Genomic DNA, 14,730 nt, shown 5'->3' with positions numbered 1-14,730 from the left:
CGACATGGCCGTGACTTTTCCGGGCGTATGCGCCGTGGTGCCGGCAGCCGGATTTGGCCGCCGCATGCAAACGGACTGCCCAAAGCAATATCTCTCAATCGGTAACAAAACGATTCTTGAACACTCGGTGGATGCGCTGCTGGCTAACGCCCGCGTCCAGCGGGTGATTATCGCCGTCTCTGCCGGAGACGAACGCTTCGCGCAGCTTCCTCTTGCGCAACATCCTCAGATTACCGTCGTAGAAGGCGGTGCCGAACGTGCCGATTCCGTGCTGGCGGGCCTGCGTGCGATTGATGATGCCGAATGGGTGCTGGTGCATGATGCCGCACGCCCGTGTCTGCATCAGGACGACCTTGCTCGTCTGCTCGCGCTCAGCGAACGTAGCCGCGTGGGCGGCATTCTGGCCGCACCGGTGCGCGATACCATGAAGCGCGCCGAACCGGGGAAAGTGGCCATTGCGCATACCGTCGATCGTAACGATCTGTGGCACGCATTGACGCCGCAATTTTTCCCGCGCGAGCTGCTGTTAGCGTGCCTGACCCGCGCGCTGAACGACGGTGCGTCGATCACCGATGAAGCATCGGCATTAGAATATTGTGGCTTTCACCCCGAGTTGATCGCCGGACGCGCTGATAATATTAAAGTGACTCGCCCGGAAGACCTGGCGCTCGCTGAATTTTACCTCACCCGCTCGGGTAACCCGGAGAATGCATAATGCGAATTGGACACGGTTTTGACGTACACGCCTTTGGGGGCGTTGGCCCGATTATCATTGGCGGCGTGCGTATCCCTTACGAAAAAGGGCTGCTGGCGCACTCTGATGGCGACGTTGCGCTGCACGCGCTGACCGACGCGCTGCTGGGCGCTGCGGCGCTGGGTGATATTGGCAAGCTGTTCCCGGACACCGATCCGGCGTTTAAAGGCGCCGACAGCCGCGCGCTGCTGCGCGAAGCGTGGAAACGGGTTCAGGCCAAAGGCTACACGCTGGGAAACGTCGACGTCACGATTATCGCCCAGGCGCCGAAAATGCTGCCGCACATTCCGCAGATGCGCGTTTTTATTGCCGAAGACCTCGGCTGTCATATGGACGATGTTAACGTCAAAGCGACCACCACCGAGAAGCTCGGCTTTACCGGGCGCGGCGAGGGTATCGCCTGTGAGGCGGTCGCACTGCTGCATAAGGCAACGTCATGATTCAGTTTGATGAACTCACCTGGCTGCACGGTAAACCGCAGGGGACGGGGCAGTTAAAGGCCAATCCGGAAGATTTTCTGGTGGTCGAAGATTTAGGCTTTGAGCCTGACGGCGAAGGCGAGCATATTCTGGTACGCATCCTGAAAAATGGCTGCAACACCCGATTTGTGGCCGACGCGCTGGCGAAGTTTTTGAAAATCCACGCCCGCGAAGTGAGCTTTGCCGGGCAGAAAGATAAGCATGCGGTGACCGAACAGTGGCTATGCGCACGCGTGCCGGGCAATACCATGCCGGATTTAAGCCAGTTTCAGCTTGAAGGTTGTCAGGTGCTGGAATATGCCCGCCATAAGCGTAAGCTGCGTTTAGGGGCGCTGAAGGGCAACCAGTTTACGCTGGTGCTACGCGAGGTTCGCGGGCGTGACGACGTTGAGGCGCGCCTGCAGGCCATCGCCGAGCGCGGCGTGCCAAATTACTTCGGGGCCCAGCGTTTCGGCATCGGCGGCAGCAACCTGCAGGGCGCACTGCGCTGGGCAGAAAGCGGCGCGCCGGTACGCGATCGGAATAAACGCAGTTTTTGGTTGTCGGCGGCCCGCAGCGCGTTGTTTAATCAGCTAGTGAGCGAGCGCCTAAAAAAACTGGACTTTAATCAAGTTGTTGACGGCGATGCGCTACAATTAGCGGGACGCGGCAGCTGGTTTGTTGCCAGCGAAGAAGAGCGGGCCGAATTGCAGGCTCGCGTCGACGCGCGTGAATTGATGATTACCGCAGCGCTGCCCGGGAGCGGCGACTGGGGGCCACAGCGTAGCGCCCTGGAATTTGAACAGACCGTGCTGGCCGACGAGACGGCGTTGCAGTCGCTGCTGCTGCGCGAAAAAGTCGAGGCCGCGCGTCGCGCGATGCTGCTGTATCCACAGCAGCTAAGCTGGAACTGGTGGGACGACGTTACCGTCGAACTGCGTTTCTGGCTTCCGGCGGGCAGCTTTGCAACCAGCGTGGTAAGGGAACTTATCAATACAACAGGTGATTATGCGAATATTGCTGAGTAACGATGACGGGATCCATGCGCCAGGTATTCAGACGCTGGCCAGAGCCTTGCGGGAGTTTGCCGAGGTTCAGGTAGTTGCACCCGATCGTAACCGCAGCGGCGCATCGAACTCACTGACGCTGGAATCCTCGCTTCGTACCTTCACTTTCGATAATGGCGACATCGCCGTACAAATGGGCACCCCGACGGACTGCGTCTATCTGGGCGTCAATGCGCTGATGCGCCCGCGCCCTGATATCGTGGTCTCCGGCATCAATGCCGGGCCCAATCTGGGCGATGACGTCATTTACTCCGGCACGGTGGCGGCCGCGATGGAAGGCCGCCATTTAGGCTTTCCCGCGCTGGCGGTGTCGTTGAACGGTCATCAGCACTACGATACTGCTGCCGCCGTGACCTGCTCGCTGCTGCGGGCGCTTTCTCGCGAACCGCTGCGTACCGGGCGTATCCTGAACGTGAACGTTCCGGATCTGCCGCTCGATCAAATCAAAGGGATTCGCGTTACCCGCTGTGGCAGCCGCCATCCGGCGGATAAAGTCATCCCGCAGCAGGATCCGCGCGGTAATACGCTCTACTGGATTGGCCCGCCGGGCGACAAATGCGATGCCGGCCCGGATACCGATTTTGCTGCCGTTGATGCCGGCTACGTGTCGGTTACGCCGCTGCATGTCGATCTCACGGCACACAGCGCCCACGACGTGGTCACCGGCTGGCTTGAGCAGGCGAGGGTCGATACACAATGGTAGTCAGTAAACGTATCCAGAGCCTGCTTAATCAGCTTCGTCAGCTGGGCATACGCGATGAGCGCGTGCTTGAGGCAATGGCGCAGGTGCCGCGCGATAAATTTATTGATGAAGCGTTCGAACACAATGCGTGGGAGAACGTTGCGCTACCGATAGGTCAGGGGCAGACGATTTCGCAGCCGTATATGGTGGCGCGGATGACCGAGCTGCTGGAGCTGACGCCGGAGTCCCGGGTGCTGGAAATCGGCACCGGTTCAGGCTATCAGACGGCGATTCTGGCGCATCTGGTGCATCACGTCTGCTCGGTTGAGCGCATCAAAAGTCTGCAATGGCACGCCAGGCGTCGCCTGAAGCAGCTTGATTTGCATAATGTATCTACCCGCCACGGTGATGGCTGGCAGGGGTGGCAGGCACGCGCCCCGTTTGACGCCATCATCGTGACGGCGGCTCCGCTGGAGATCCCGGTTGCGCTGATGTCGCAGCTGGATGAAGGCGGAATTCTCGTTTTACCCGTGGGCGATGATCAGCAGTATCTTAAGCGCGTTCATCGGCGGGGAGACGAATTTATTATTGATACCGTTGAGGCCGTTCGCTTCGTTCCTCTTGTTAAGGGGGAACTGGCCTGAGACCCGGATTTTTCTGAGGGTTTTCAGCCCAATTCAGCGTATGGTGAGCATATTTTCCAGTGTTCATCACCTGCGTTGCACGGTATTAAGTCACTGGCAGTTAACCTATTCCTGGGGGATAAATGAGCGCGGGAAGCCCTAAATTTACCGTCAATCGTGTTGTGGCATTATCACTGGTTTCACTTTGGCTGGCCGGCTGTTCTTCTTCAAATAATGCGCCAGCGCCAGTGAGCTCCGTGAACAGCGGTGGCACCAGCAGCACCAACTCCGGCATGCTGATTACGCCGCCGCCAAAAATGGGCAGCACGGCGCAGTCAACGCCTCAGATTCAGCCGGTACAGCCGGTGCAGACCCAGCCCGTTCAAACCCAGCCTCGCGTGTCTCAGCCCGTTGCCGAGCAGCCGGTGCAGATGCAGAACGGCCATATCGTCTACAACCGTAAATACGGCGATATTCCAAAAGGCAGCTACACCGGTGGCAGCACCTATACGGTCAAACACGGCGACACGCTGTTCTACATTGCCTGGGTGACCGGCAACGACTTCCGTGACCTGGCGCAGCGTAATAACGTGGCGGCCCCGTACGCGTTGAACGTGGGTCAGGTACTGCAGGTCGGCAACGCTTCCGGCCAGCCGATTACCGGCAATAACCCGGTCGCTGTGGCCAGCGCGCAGGCCAGCGGTGGAAATACCGGATTAGTCTCAAAACCTGCACAAAAATCAACCGCGGTTGTTGCGTCGACTCCGACAATTACGTATTCTGAGGATTCAGGTGAACAAAGTGCTAACAAAATGTTGCCTAACAACAAGCCTGCGACGACTGTCACAGCGCCTGTAACGGCACCGACTGCGAGCACGACCGTACCGACTGCCAGCAGTACTTCAACCAGTTCGCCAATTTCTTCATGGCGCTGGCCGACTGACGGCAAGATCATCGAAAACTTTAGCGGCACCGACGGTGGCAATAAAGGCATCGATATTGCGGGCAGTAAAGGACAGGCAATCGTCGCAACCGCCGATGGGCGCGTCGTCTATGCCGGTAACGCACTGCGCGGTTACGGTAATCTTATTATCATCAAACACAACGATGATTACCTGAGTGCCTACGCTCATAACGATACAATGCTGGTCCGGGAACAACAGGACGTCAAGGCGGGGCAGAAAATCGCTACCATGGGTAGCACCGGAACCAGTTCAACACGTTTGCATTTTGAAATTCGTTACAAGGGGAAATCCGTCAACCCGCTGCAGTACTTACCGCAGCGATAAGTCGGCAAAGTCCTTCACATGAACGCTTTCAGGCGGCATCGGCAGCCGCAGAGGTCGCCTGAAGAGTGACATGATAAGGTGCATTGCCTGGGGATCACGGGTAGGTGCCACCTTAAAATGAGTCAGAATACGCTGAAAGTTCATGATTTAAATGAAGACGCGGAATTTGATGAGAATGGAGTAGAGGCGTTCGATGAGAAGGCCTTAAATGAAGAGGAACCCAGTGACAACGAACTCGCAGAAGAAGAGCTCTTATCGCAGGGTGCTACTCAACGTGTACTCGATGCGACCCAGCTGTACTTAGGCGAGATCGGCTATTCTCCGTTATTGACCGCTGAAGAAGAAGTCTATTTTGCACGCCGTGCTCTGCGTGGCGATGTGGCCTCACGCCGTCGGATGATTGAAAGCAACCTCCGTCTGGTGGTGAAAATTGCCCGCCGTTATGGCAATCGTGGTCTGGCGCTGCTGGATCTGATCGAAGAGGGCAACCTGGGGTTGATTCGTGCCGTAGAGAAGTTTGACCCGGAGCGTGGGTTCCGTTTCTCAACCTATGCCACCTGGTGGATTCGTCAGACGATTGAACGGGCTATCATGAACCAAACCCGTACCATCCGTCTGCCTATCCATATCGTTAAAGAGCTGAACGTCTATCTGCGTACCGCGCGCGAGCTGTCCCATAAATTGGACCATGAACCGAGCGCAGAAGAGATAGCTGAACAGCTGGATAAGCCGGTTGATGACGTTAGCCGTATGCTGCGTCTCAATGAACGCATCACCTCAGTTGATACCCCTCTGGGGGGGGATTCTGAGAAAGCGCTGCTGGATATCCTGGCCGATGAAAATGAAAACGGTCCGGAAGACACCACGCAGGACGATGACATGAAGCAAAGCATCGTGAAATGGCTGTTCGAACTGAACGCCAAACAACGAGAAGTGCTGGCGCGTCGTTTTGGTCTGTTGGGGTATGAAGCAGCGACGCTGGAAGATGTCGGCCGCGAGATTGGCCTGACCCGCGAACGCGTGCGTCAGATTCAGGTTGAAGGTCTGCGCCGTCTGCGTGAAATCCTGCAGACGCAGGGGCTGAATATCGAAGCGCTGTTCCGCGAATAAGCCTGTTTTATTCAAAGAGGTCAGTCGAGAGACTGGCCTTTTTCTTTGCCATTTTTCCGCGCTAGTCCATCATTTTACGAATCAACTGCGTAAACTGCTGCTGCTCTTCGGCGGTTAAGCGCTGTAAAAATTCATTATCGACGCGATTCCCCACCGGCTGACTGGCCGCCAGCAGCGCTTCACCTTCCGGCGTTAAAAAGACGAACCGACGGCGCTTATCGTCGGGATCGTGCTCGCGTTTGACCCATCCGCGCGTTTCCATCCTGCTCAACATCTCAGCCAGCGTGGCTTTCGTGCTGACCGCCACGCTGGTCAACGCCACCTGCTCAATACCGGGGCATTCGGCAATGGAGCGCATCACCGCGTATTGCGGTTTCGTCAGCTCGGGCAGCTCTTGCTGCCAGCGTGATGTATGTTGCTGAAAAAGATGGCGAAGCAGGTGAAAGGCTTCATTTTTAATTTCCACGAACGCTCTCCGACGATAACCCTGCGACTATGATAGCCGCTCACGTGTCATTGAACAAAAAATGCGAACGACCTTGTCAGATACCGTCGACAGGAGTAGGTTAAGTACATTGTTCGTACACGAACAAATTTGAGGTGAACGATGAGACTGATTATTGGCATGACCGGCGCAACCGGCGCACCGTTGGGTGTTGCGCTTCTGCAGGCGCTGCGCGACATGCCGGAGGTGGAAACGCATCTGGTGATGTCGAAATGGGCCAAAACCACCATCGAACTGGAAACCCCGTGGACCGTGCGCGAAGTGGCGGCAATGGCCGACTTCAGCCATAGCCCGGCCGATCAGGCTGCGACCATCTCTTCCGGCTCATTCCAGACCGACGGCATGATTGTGATCCCCTGCAGTATGAAAACGCTTGCCGGTATTCGCGCGGGATATGCCGATGGTCTCGTTGGCCGTGCGGCCGACGTCGTATTGAAAGAAGGGCGCAAGCTGGTGCTGGTGCCGCGCGAAATGCCGCTTAGCACCATTCATCTGGAAAACATGCTGGCGCTCTCGCGCATGGGCGTTGCCATGGTGCCACCTATGCCGGCGTTTTATAACCATCCGGAAACGGTGGACGACATCGTGCAGCACGTGGTGACCCGCGTGCTCGATCAGTTCGGCCTCAAACATGATAAGGCGCGCCGCTGGCAGGGGCTGTCGACGGCGACACCACTTTCACAGGAGAATGCATAATGGCTTTTGATGATTTACGCGGGTTCTTGCAGGCGCTGGAGGACCAGGGTCAGCTGCTCAAAATAAGCGAAGAGGTTAACGCCGAGCCGGATCTGGCGGCGGCGGCCAATGCGACCGGGCGCATTGGCGACGGCGCACCTGCGCTGTGGTTTGACAATATTCGCGGCTTTACCGATGCGCGTGTGGTGATGAACACGATTGGCTCATGGCAGAACCATGCCATCTCGATGGGATTGCCAATCAACACGCCGGTTAAAAAGCAGATTGATGAATTTATTCGCCGTTGGGACAACTTTCCGATTGCCCCGGAACGCCGTGCTAACCCGGCATGGGCGGAAAACACCGTCGACGGTGACGACATTAACCTGTTCGACATCCTGCCGCTGTTCCGCCTGAATGACGGCGACGGGGGCTTCTACCTCGACAAAGCGTGCGTTGTCTCGCGTGACCCGTTGGACCCGGATAACTTCGGCAAGCAGAACGTCGGTATTTACCGTATGGAAGTGAAGGGCAAGCGCAAGCTTGGCCTGCAGCCGGTGCCGATGCACGACATTGCGCTGCACCTGCATAAAGCGGAAGAGCGCGGTGAGGATTTACCGATCGCCATTACCCTGGGCAACGACCCGATCATCACCCTGATGGGCGCCACGCCGCTGAAGTACGATCAGTCCGAATATGAAATGGCCGGCGCGCTGCGTGAAAGCCCGTACCCCATTGCCACCGCGCCGCTGACCGGTTTCGACGTACCGTGGGGCTCGGAAGTGATTATCGAAGGGGTAATCGAAGGCCGTAAGCGTGAAATTGAAGGTCCGTTTGGTGAATTCACCGGTCACTACTCCGGCGGTCGCAACATGACCGTGGTGCGCATCGACAAAGTTTCCTACCGTACAAAACCGATTTTTGAATCGCTCTACCTCGGCATGCCGTGGACCGAAATCGACTACCTGATGGGGCCGGCGACCTGCGTGCCGCTGTACCAGCAGCTGAAGGCTGAATTCCCGGAAGTGCAGGCGGTGAATGCGATGTACACCCACGGCCTGCTGGCGATTATCTCCACTAAAAAACGCTACGGCGGCTTCGCCCGCGCGGTCGGGCTGCGTGCAATGACGACGCCGCACGGCCTGGGGTACGTGAAGATGGTGATTATGGTTGACGAAGACGTTGACCCGTTCAACCTGCCGCAGGTGATGTGGGCGCTCTCCTCGAAGGTCAATCCGGCGGGCGATCTGGTGCAACTGCCGAACATGTCGGTACTGGAACTCGATCCGGGATCAAGCCCGGCGGGAATTACCGACAAACTGATTATCGACGCGACGACCCCGGTTGCGCCGGACAACCGCGGTCACTACAGCCAGCCCGTACAGGATCTGCCTGAAACGAAAGCATGGGCTGAAAAACTGACCGCTATGTTGGCTAACCGCAAGTAAGGAGAAAATGATGATTTGCCCACGTTGCGCCGATGAACATATTGAAATCATGGCAAAATCGCCGGTCAAAGATGTCTGGACCGTATACCAGTGCCAGCACTGTCTGTACACCTGGCGAGATACCGAGCCGCTACGCCGCACCCATCGCGAACATTACCCGGAAGCGTTCCGCATGACGCAGAAGGATATCGACGACGCGCCGATGGTGCCGAGCATTCCGCCGCTGCTGGCGGAAGATAAGCGCTGATAAACGGGTCGGCAAACTGTCGGTAGGCCTGATAAGCGAAGCGCCATCAGGCCATCCCGCTCTCTCTAAAGCTCGGACTCTCCGGGCTTTTTTATTTTGCGAGCAGCCTCGTAGCAACGGACTGAATTTATTCGCGATGCGGCAAGCGGACATAGAATAGCGGCGGGTGCTTGAGGCTTTGTGGGCTTTGAGCATTTTCAGGGTTCCAGAAAGACGAAAGCCCCAGACGATATTTCTATCAACCTGAGGCTAGCGTACAAACCCGAACAGTTTGAATGTTAGTCTCTTCTTTGCAGGGAGGCAAGATATGCTGACGAAGTATGCCCTGGTGGCAATCATCGTGCTGTGTGCCACAGCATTAGGGTTCACGCTAATGGTGCGCGATTCGCTGTGTGAGTTGAGTATCCGGGAGCGTGGTATGGAGTTTAAAGCTATTCTCGCTTACGAACCGAAGAAGTAGCGACGACGCGGGGGCAACCCCGCGTATTGACTGCCCGGGTTTACCCTCCAGCACCCATTCATTTCCACCTGCCGGGCTACAGGCGTAGCCCGGCCGCGCGCTGCGGCATCGGGAACGATTTACACCATGCCTTTCAACCGATAAATCCACTCCAGCGCCTGCCGCGGGGTTAACGCATCCGGATCCAGACCTTCCAGCGCTTCTACCGCCGGCGACACCTCTTCTGGTGCCGACAGCAGCGACATCTGCGTACCATCAACCTGGGTCGCAGCCGCATTTGGCGAGAGGCTTTCCAGCTCGCGCAGCTTCTGCCGCGCGCGCTTAATCACGTCTTTCGGCACGCCAGCCAACTGGGCGACCGCCAGCCCGTAGCTTTTACTCGCCGCACCGTCCTGCACGCTATGCATAAAGGCAATCGTGTCGCCGTGCTCAAGCGCATCGAGGTGCACGTTAGCTACGCCTTCCATTTTTTCCGGCAGTTGGGTCAGCTCAAAGTAATGGGTGGCAAACAGCGTTAACGCTTTGATTTTATTTGCCAGACTCTCGGCGCAGGCCCACGCCAGCGACAGGCCGTCATAGGTTGAGGTTCCGCGGCCAATTTCGTCCATCAGGACCAGGCTGTGCTCGGTGGCGTTATGCAGAATGTTGGCCGTTTCAGTCATCTCGACCATAAAGGTCGAGCGGCCGGATGCCAGATCGTCCGCCGCGCCCACGCGGGTGAAAATACGATCGATGGGGCCAATTTCGACGCTTTGCGCCGGCACGTAGCTGCCGATATAGGCCAGCAGCGCAATCAGCGCCGTTTGCCGCATATAGGTACTTTTACCGCCCATATTGGGGCCGGTGATGATTAACATCCGGCGCTGTGGCGACAGGTTTAGCGGGTTGGCAATAAACGGCTCGTTAAGCACCTGTTCCACTACCGGATGGCGGCCTTCGGTAATGCGAATGCCGGGCCTGTCGGTAAAGGTAGGGCAGGTGTAGTTCAGCGTATATGCGCGCTCGGCGAGGTTGATGAGCACGTCCAGCTCGGCTAACGCGCTAGCACTCTGCTGAAGATCGGCCAGATGCGGCAGCAGCAGCTCAAACAGCTCGTCATACAGCTGTTTTTCCAGCGCCAGCGCCTTGCCTTTTGAGGTCAGCACTTTGTCCTCGTACTCTTTCAGCTCGGGGATGATATAGCGCTCGGCGTTTTTCAGCGTCTGGCGGCGTACGTAGTTGATGGGCGCCAGATGGCTTTGGCCGCGGCTGATCTGAATGTAATAGCCGTGGACGGCGTTATAGCCCACCTTCAGCGTGTCCAGACCGGTACGTTCACGCTCGCGAATTTCCAGGCGGTCAAGGTAGTCGGTCGCGCCATCGGCCAGCGCGCGCCACTCGTCCAGTTCGGCGTGATAGCCGGGGGCAATAACCCCGCCGTCGCGGACCAGCACCGGCGGCGCATCAACGATCGCCCGTTCCAGCAGCTCGCGCAGTTCGCGAAATTCACCCATTTTTTCACGCAGCATCTGCACCGGCGCGCTGTCGACGCTAGCCAACTGAGCGCGCAGCTCTGGCAACTGCTGAAAAGCATGGCGCATACGGGCAAGGTCGCGCGGGCGCGCGGTACGCAGCGCCAGACGGGCGAGAATACGTTCCAGATCGCCTACCTGGCGCAGCACCGGCTGCAGCTCGGCGGTGGCATCCTGCAGGGCGCCGATGGTTTGTTGACGCTCGGTAAGGATTTTTGTGTCGCGTACTGGCATATGCAGCCAGCGTTTGAGCATGCGGCTGCCCATTGGGGTTACCGTGCAGTCCAGCACGGCTGCCAGCGTATTTTCTACGCCCCCGGCCAGGTTCTGGGTAATTTCCAGATTCCGGCGGGTGGCGGCGTCCATAATAATGCTGTCCTGCTGGCGGTCCATGGTGATGGATCGAATGTGCGGTAGCGAGGTGCGCTGGGTATCTTTTACGTACTGTAACAGACAGCCAGCGGCGCACAGACCCCGGGGCGCGCCTTCGACGCCAAAGCCAACCAGATCGCGAGTGCCAAACTGCATATTCAGCTGCTGGCGCGCGGTGTCGATTTCAAATTCCCACAGCGGGCGGCGGCGCAGGCCGCGACGGCCTTCAATCAGCGACATCTCGGCGAAGTCTTCGGCATACAGCAGCTCGGCGGGATTGGTACGCTGCAGCTCTGCCGCCATGGTTTCGCGGTCGGTGGGTTCGCTCAGGCGGAAACGCCCGGAGCTGATGTCCAGCGTCGCGTAGCCGTAGCCTTTGTTATCCTGCCAGATAGCCGCCAGCAGATTGTCCTGACGCTCCTGCAACAGCGCTTCATCGCTGATGGTGCCGGGGGTTACGATACGCACCACTTTACGTTCAACCGGCCCTTTGCTGGTGGCCGGGTCGCCAATTTGTTCACAAATCGCGACCGACTCCCCCTGATTCACCAGCTTGGCGAGGTAGTTTTCTACCGCGTGATGCGGAATACCTGCCATTGGAATGGGCTCCCCGGCGGAGGCGCCGCGCTTGGTCAGCGAGATGTCCAGCAGCTGGGATGCGCGCTTTGCGTCATCGTAGAACAGTTCATAGAAGTCGCCCATGCGGTAGAACAGCAGAATTTCCGGGTGCTGTGCTTTTAGCTTCAGATACTGCTGCATCATTGGAGTGTGTGAGTCTAAATTTTCTATTGTACTCATCGGCTTGTGATGTCCATTCTATTAATTTTTAATGAGTTAGTGTTTTTTATGATTATCATTAGGTTTCACGTTGTCTCATCGGATATCATGAAATCCTACATTTAAATGTAGGTTAAAGTGTAGCTTGCCAACCTATAGCCTGGTAAAATATGGGCACATACAGCGCAACCTACATTTATGTTCATGACTGCATAAGGTGCATGATAACGGAGTCTTTATGGCAGGAAAACAAGAGGGAAAGCCACTTTCGTTTAAAGCGGTAGAAATGATGAAGCCAGGCGATAAAGATAAGGCTGATGTAGGCGAAAATCGAGGCTTACGTGTCTCCTGTGGTGCAACTGGGGTTAAGTCTTTTTTCTACCGTTACACAAGTCCTCTGACTGGCAAGCTTGCTCAGGTTAAAATTGGTAACTTCCCGCAGACTTCTCTCGCCGCTGCACGTCTTAAACTCCACGAATTAAAGCTTCTCCGACAGGAAGGTCGGTGTCCTGCGACTGAACTCAAACAAGATAAGCTCCAGCGTGCGATTGAAGCTGAACAGGCTAAGATTCCTGAATTGACCATACAGGGATTAGTTGAACTGTATCTTACCGAACGTATCGAGGATCGTAAAACGAAGGACGGGAAGGTCATTCCCGGTGCCAGAAAGCCGAAAGGGCAGGCTGAGGTTCGTCGTACTCTCTATGGTGACGCTGTTAAAAGCTTAGGAACCCGAAATGCTGCTGAGATTACGCGTCAGGATGTCATCAATTTAATTAATGGCATTGTAGCCCGAGGTGCAACCGTACAGGCTGGTAATGTTCTGAGGGAGCTTTCACTCGCTTATGAATTTGCAATTGGCCTTGGGCGCTTTGATGACAGCTTTGCGAATCCAGCGTTGTTAGCAAAATCCAGCTTACGACAGACCAGAATCAAGCTCACAAATGGACGTGGAACACGAGTACTGAGTGAGGACGAGCTTGCTAAATTCCTTAAGTGGCTTCCGGGTTCTGCTTATACGCCAACGATCAAAAACGTGTTACGTCTGACTCTCTGGACCGGGTGTCGTACAGGTGAAGTCTGCAATATGGCATGGAAGGATGTTGATCTTGAAAAAGGCACTATTCATCTGCGAGAAACTAAAACAGGGATAGAGCGCTACGTACAGTTATCTGATCAGGCAATCGACTTTCTCAAAGTACTACGGCTTACCTCTGATAAATATCTATTCCCTTCGCAAGCCACAAAGAAGCCAATTCAGCAGAAGTATCTAACTGAAAACTCATGGCGTCTACGTGAAAACGGTCAGATGCTTGATATACCTCATTGGACGCCACACGATCTGCGTCGTACAGTACGAACTGGGCTATCTCGTTTGCAGTGTCCAAATGAGGTAGCAGAGGCCATATTGGGGCATACACGTGGCGGCGTTGAAGGGATTTATAATTTGTATAAGTATGATGCGGAGTGCCGGAAATGGCTGCAGGTATGGGCGGATTACTTGGATGGCCTGATAAAATAACAAATACAGATGTATTATTAATTTATGTTGCTGCAATAGAAGGGATTATTCATGCTTAGCGATTTCAATACCGAACAGCAAACTCTAATTGAGAAATTATCATTAGTTGATGATCTAGAAACTTGGGCAACTTATACCAGACATCTTGAAAAAGAAGTCAAGAAAAGCATCTATGAGTGTGCCAGACGTTTGTGGATAAAACGTAAAATACTTGATGGTAGTTTGCTTTTACATCCTAATGTTCGAAATGATTTAATTGAGCGGGAGTATAGGCCATTATCTATTCACAAGAAAATGATTTGGGCTAGTGTATTAGTTTCTTATAAAGGTGAAGATAGCAAGGCGTATTTTAAAAGAATAAAAGGGAAGATAATTAAAAAGTATGGTCTCAAATGGTGGAAAGATGTTGATAGTAGAATAAAGCCAGCTTATGCAGCGCAGCAACGTATTTTAAAGCGTGTTGGTGCTCTTGGTCCGGGAGTAAAATACTTTGCCTCACAAAGTTCGTTTGTAGGCAGCATGTTAAATGATGAACTTGATGCAGCATTAAGAATGATTCCAGATGATTAAGAGAAAACGCAATGAAGTTACCTTTTACGTTGAACCGTTATTCGAACTCTAACTTGTTGACTATAATGTTTTTAATTAATATTTTTATTTGTACTCATTTTGGAGTTGGCTCGCATTTGTAATGCGAAAGTCGTAGGTTCGGCTTCTATTATAGCACCATTAAGATCAATAAGTTACATCAAGCATAATTATCAATTACACTATTAACTCTTTTTCGTGTAACTGTAAGCACACTCGTTTTAGTTCCACACACTTTTTGAGATTTCCGTGTATTCGGCCATCAGTCGGTACTCTTCCGGCGTCAGGTTGTTCAGGGACTAATGAGGCCGCTCGTTGTTATATGCCATCAGCCAGCGCTCGGTAATTTCCTGTGTTTCATTCAGTGTTCTGAACAGGTAAAAATCCAGAATTTCTGTCCGGTATGCCCGGTTGAACCGTTCGATAAAAGCATTCTGTGTTGTTTTACCCTGCTTGATAAATTCGAGCTGCACGCCATGTTCTTCGGCCTATTGTGCCAGCGCCAGTGAGACCAGTTCTTGCCCGTTGTCCATCCGCATCTTCAGCGGGTACATAATGCTGCCCTATTGCTGTATGTTCATCGAAACCTTTCTGCGTTCAGCAGGTCCACGTCTTTAGGCATCTCATCCAACAAGACTTCAA

General features: G+C 54.8%; 15 protein-coding genes and 1 pseudogene. 13 read left to right on the top strand and 3 right to left on the bottom strand.

Features of this window, described 5'->3' with window-relative positions:
- The first annotated feature begins 4 nt into the window (after positions 1-4).
- The 7 genes from ispD to rpoS all read left to right on the top strand — a co-directional run bounded on the left by ispD (position 5) and on the right by rpoS (position 5,983).
- Positions 5-715, top strand: a complete 711-nt coding sequence (ispD, locus tag H7R58_RS18055) for a 2-C-methyl-D-erythritol 4-phosphate cytidylyltransferase (RefSeq protein WP_106926068.1) — start codon at positions 5-7, stop codon at positions 713-715.
- Complete coding sequence (ispF, locus tag H7R58_RS18050; RefSeq protein WP_106926070.1) at positions 715-1,194, top strand: 2-C-methyl-D-erythritol 2,4-cyclodiphosphate synthase; 480 nt, start codon at positions 715-717, stop codon at positions 1,192-1,194. The genes ispD and ispF overlap by 1 nt, the downstream gene beginning before the upstream one ends.
- Positions 1,191-2,240 carry a tRNA pseudouridine(13) synthase TruD gene (gene truD, locus H7R58_RS18045; protein ID WP_182930114.1) on the top strand — a complete coding sequence of 350 codons (1,050 nt, stop codon included), beginning with the start codon at positions 1,191-1,193 and terminating at the stop codon, positions 2,238-2,240. Before ispF ends, truD begins: the two co-directional genes overlap by 4 nt.
- Complete coding sequence (gene surE, locus H7R58_RS18040) at positions 2,221-2,982, top strand: 5'/3'-nucleotidase SurE (RefSeq protein ID WP_182930115.1); 762 nt, start codon at positions 2,221-2,223, stop codon at positions 2,980-2,982. The genes truD and surE overlap by 20 nt, the downstream gene beginning before the upstream one ends.
- On the top strand, positions 2,976-3,605 hold the full coding sequence (locus tag H7R58_RS18035) for a protein-L-isoaspartate(D-aspartate) O-methyltransferase (protein ID WP_106926076.1): 630 nt from the start codon (positions 2,976-2,978) through the stop codon (positions 3,603-3,605). The genes surE and H7R58_RS18035 overlap by 7 nt, the downstream gene beginning before the upstream one ends.
- Before the next feature lie 122 nt (positions 3,606-3,727).
- On the top strand, positions 3,728-4,873 hold the full coding sequence (gene nlpD / locus H7R58_RS18030) for a murein hydrolase activator NlpD (protein ID WP_106926078.1): 1,146 nt from the start codon (positions 3,728-3,730) through the stop codon (positions 4,871-4,873).
- A gap of 117 nt (positions 4,874-4,990) precedes the next feature.
- Positions 4,991-5,983, top strand: coding sequence for an RNA polymerase sigma factor RpoS (rpoS, locus tag H7R58_RS18025; protein WP_106926080.1), 993 nt, complete (start codon positions 4,991-4,993; stop codon positions 5,981-5,983).
- 61 nt (positions 5,984-6,044) lie between these two features.
- Here rpoS and H7R58_RS18020 read toward each other — a convergent pair whose 3' ends face one another.
- A complete protein-coding gene (locus tag H7R58_RS18020) occupies positions 6,045-6,449 on the bottom strand; it encodes a MarR family winged helix-turn-helix transcriptional regulator (protein WP_106926082.1) in 405 nt (134 codons plus the stop codon).
- A 141-nt stretch (positions 6,450-6,590) separates the two neighbouring features.
- Between H7R58_RS18020 and H7R58_RS18015 the strand changes: the two genes are divergently transcribed.
- The 4 genes from H7R58_RS18015 to H7R58_RS18000 all read left to right on the top strand — a co-directional run bounded on the left by H7R58_RS18015 (position 6,591) and on the right by H7R58_RS18000 (position 9,318).
- Positions 6,591-7,184: a non-oxidative hydroxyarylic acid decarboxylases subunit B gene (locus tag H7R58_RS18015; RefSeq protein ID WP_106926084.1), complete on the top strand. Its 594-nt coding sequence runs from the start codon at positions 6,591-6,593 to the stop codon at positions 7,182-7,184.
- Complete coding sequence (locus H7R58_RS18010; RefSeq protein ID WP_106926086.1) at positions 7,184-8,611, top strand: non-oxidative hydroxyarylic acid decarboxylases subunit C; 1,428 nt, start codon at positions 7,184-7,186, stop codon at positions 8,609-8,611. The genes H7R58_RS18015 and H7R58_RS18010 overlap by 1 nt, the downstream gene beginning before the upstream one ends.
- A 10-nt stretch (positions 8,612-8,621) precedes the next feature.
- Entirely contained in the window at positions 8,622-8,858 is a 237-nt protein-coding gene (locus H7R58_RS18005) for a non-oxidative hydroxyarylic acid decarboxylases subunit D (RefSeq protein ID WP_106926088.1), read from the top strand.
- A gap of 307 nt (positions 8,859-9,165) precedes the next feature.
- Entirely contained in the window at positions 9,166-9,318 is a 153-nt protein-coding gene (locus H7R58_RS18000) for a Hok/Gef family protein (RefSeq protein ID WP_106926090.1), read from the top strand.
- A gap of 119 nt (positions 9,319-9,437) precedes the next feature.
- Here H7R58_RS18000 and mutS read toward each other — a convergent pair whose 3' ends face one another.
- Positions 9,438-11,999, bottom strand: a complete 2,562-nt coding sequence (gene mutS / locus H7R58_RS17995; protein ID WP_182930116.1) for a DNA mismatch repair protein MutS — start codon at positions 11,997-11,999, stop codon at positions 9,438-9,440.
- A gap of 217 nt (positions 12,000-12,216) precedes the next feature.
- On the opposite strand from mutS, the gene H7R58_RS17990 reads away from it, so the two are divergent.
- Both H7R58_RS17990 and H7R58_RS17985 read left to right on the top strand, forming a co-directional pair.
- Positions 12,217-13,500: a tyrosine-type recombinase/integrase gene (locus tag H7R58_RS17990; RefSeq protein WP_182930117.1), complete on the top strand. Its 1,284-nt coding sequence runs from the start codon at positions 12,217-12,219 to the stop codon at positions 13,498-13,500.
- Between the two features lie 51 nt (positions 13,501-13,551).
- Positions 13,552-14,070: a hypothetical protein gene (locus H7R58_RS17985; RefSeq protein ID WP_182930118.1), complete on the top strand. Its 519-nt coding sequence runs from the start codon at positions 13,552-13,554 to the stop codon at positions 14,068-14,070.
- 239 nt (positions 14,071-14,309) lie between these two features.
- On the opposite strand, the pseudogene H7R58_RS17980 reads toward H7R58_RS17985, so the two are convergent.
- Positions 14,310-14,639: pseudogene (locus tag H7R58_RS17980) on the bottom strand (integrase core domain-containing protein); the annotation flags it as partial.
- Between the last annotated feature and the right edge of the window lie 91 nt (positions 14,640-14,730).

Source organism: Klebsiella sp. WP4-W18-ESBL-05 (genome assembly GCF_014169075.1).
Lineage (GTDB): Bacteria > Pseudomonadota > Gammaproteobacteria > Enterobacterales > Enterobacteriaceae > Kluyvera > Kluyvera ascorbata_B.
The sequence above is the reverse complement of the archived record's forward strand: the minus strand, read 5'-3'. Positions and strand labels throughout refer to the sequence as shown.

What these genes read in the sequence shown, in the direction of transcription:
- H7R58_RS18010 (WP_106926086.1), top strand. Translation starts at nt 7,184, where the DNA reads ATGGCTTTTGATGATTTACGCGGGTTCTTGCAGGCGCTGGAGGACCAG.
- nlpD (WP_106926078.1), top strand. Translation starts at nt 3,728, where the DNA reads ATGAGCGCGGGAAGCCCTAAATTTACCGTCAATCGTGTTGTGGCATTA.
- mutS (WP_182930116.1), bottom strand. Translation starts at nt 11,999, where the DNA reads ATGAGTACAATAGAAAATTTAGACTCACACACTCCAATGATGCAGCAG.
- H7R58_RS17990 (WP_182930117.1), top strand. Translation starts at nt 12,217, where the DNA reads ATGGCAGGAAAACAAGAGGGAAAGCCACTTTCGTTTAAAGCGGTAGAA.
- ispF (WP_106926070.1), top strand. Translation starts at nt 715, where the DNA reads ATGCGAATTGGACACGGTTTTGACGTACACGCCTTTGGGGGCGTTGGC.
- H7R58_RS18035 (WP_106926076.1), top strand. Translation starts at nt 2,976, where the DNA reads ATGGTAGTCAGTAAACGTATCCAGAGCCTGCTTAATCAGCTTCGTCAG.
- surE (WP_182930115.1), top strand. Translation starts at nt 2,221, where the DNA reads ATGCGAATATTGCTGAGTAACGATGACGGGATCCATGCGCCAGGTATT.
- truD (WP_182930114.1), top strand. Translation starts at nt 1,191, where the DNA reads ATGATTCAGTTTGATGAACTCACCTGGCTGCACGGTAAACCGCAGGGG.
- H7R58_RS18015 (WP_106926084.1), top strand. Translation starts at nt 6,591, where the DNA reads ATGAGACTGATTATTGGCATGACCGGCGCAACCGGCGCACCGTTGGGT.
- H7R58_RS18005 (WP_106926088.1), top strand. Translation starts at nt 8,622, where the DNA reads ATGATTTGCCCACGTTGCGCCGATGAACATATTGAAATCATGGCAAAA.
- H7R58_RS17985 (WP_182930118.1), top strand. Translation starts at nt 13,552, where the DNA reads ATGCTTAGCGATTTCAATACCGAACAGCAAACTCTAATTGAGAAATTA.
- H7R58_RS18000 (WP_106926090.1), top strand. Translation starts at nt 9,166, where the DNA reads ATGCTGACGAAGTATGCCCTGGTGGCAATCATCGTGCTGTGTGCCACA.
- ispD (WP_106926068.1), top strand. Translation starts at nt 5, where the DNA reads ATGGCCGTGACTTTTCCGGGCGTATGCGCCGTGGTGCCGGCAGCCGGA.
- rpoS (WP_106926080.1), top strand. Translation starts at nt 4,991, where the DNA reads ATGAGTCAGAATACGCTGAAAGTTCATGATTTAAATGAAGACGCGGAA.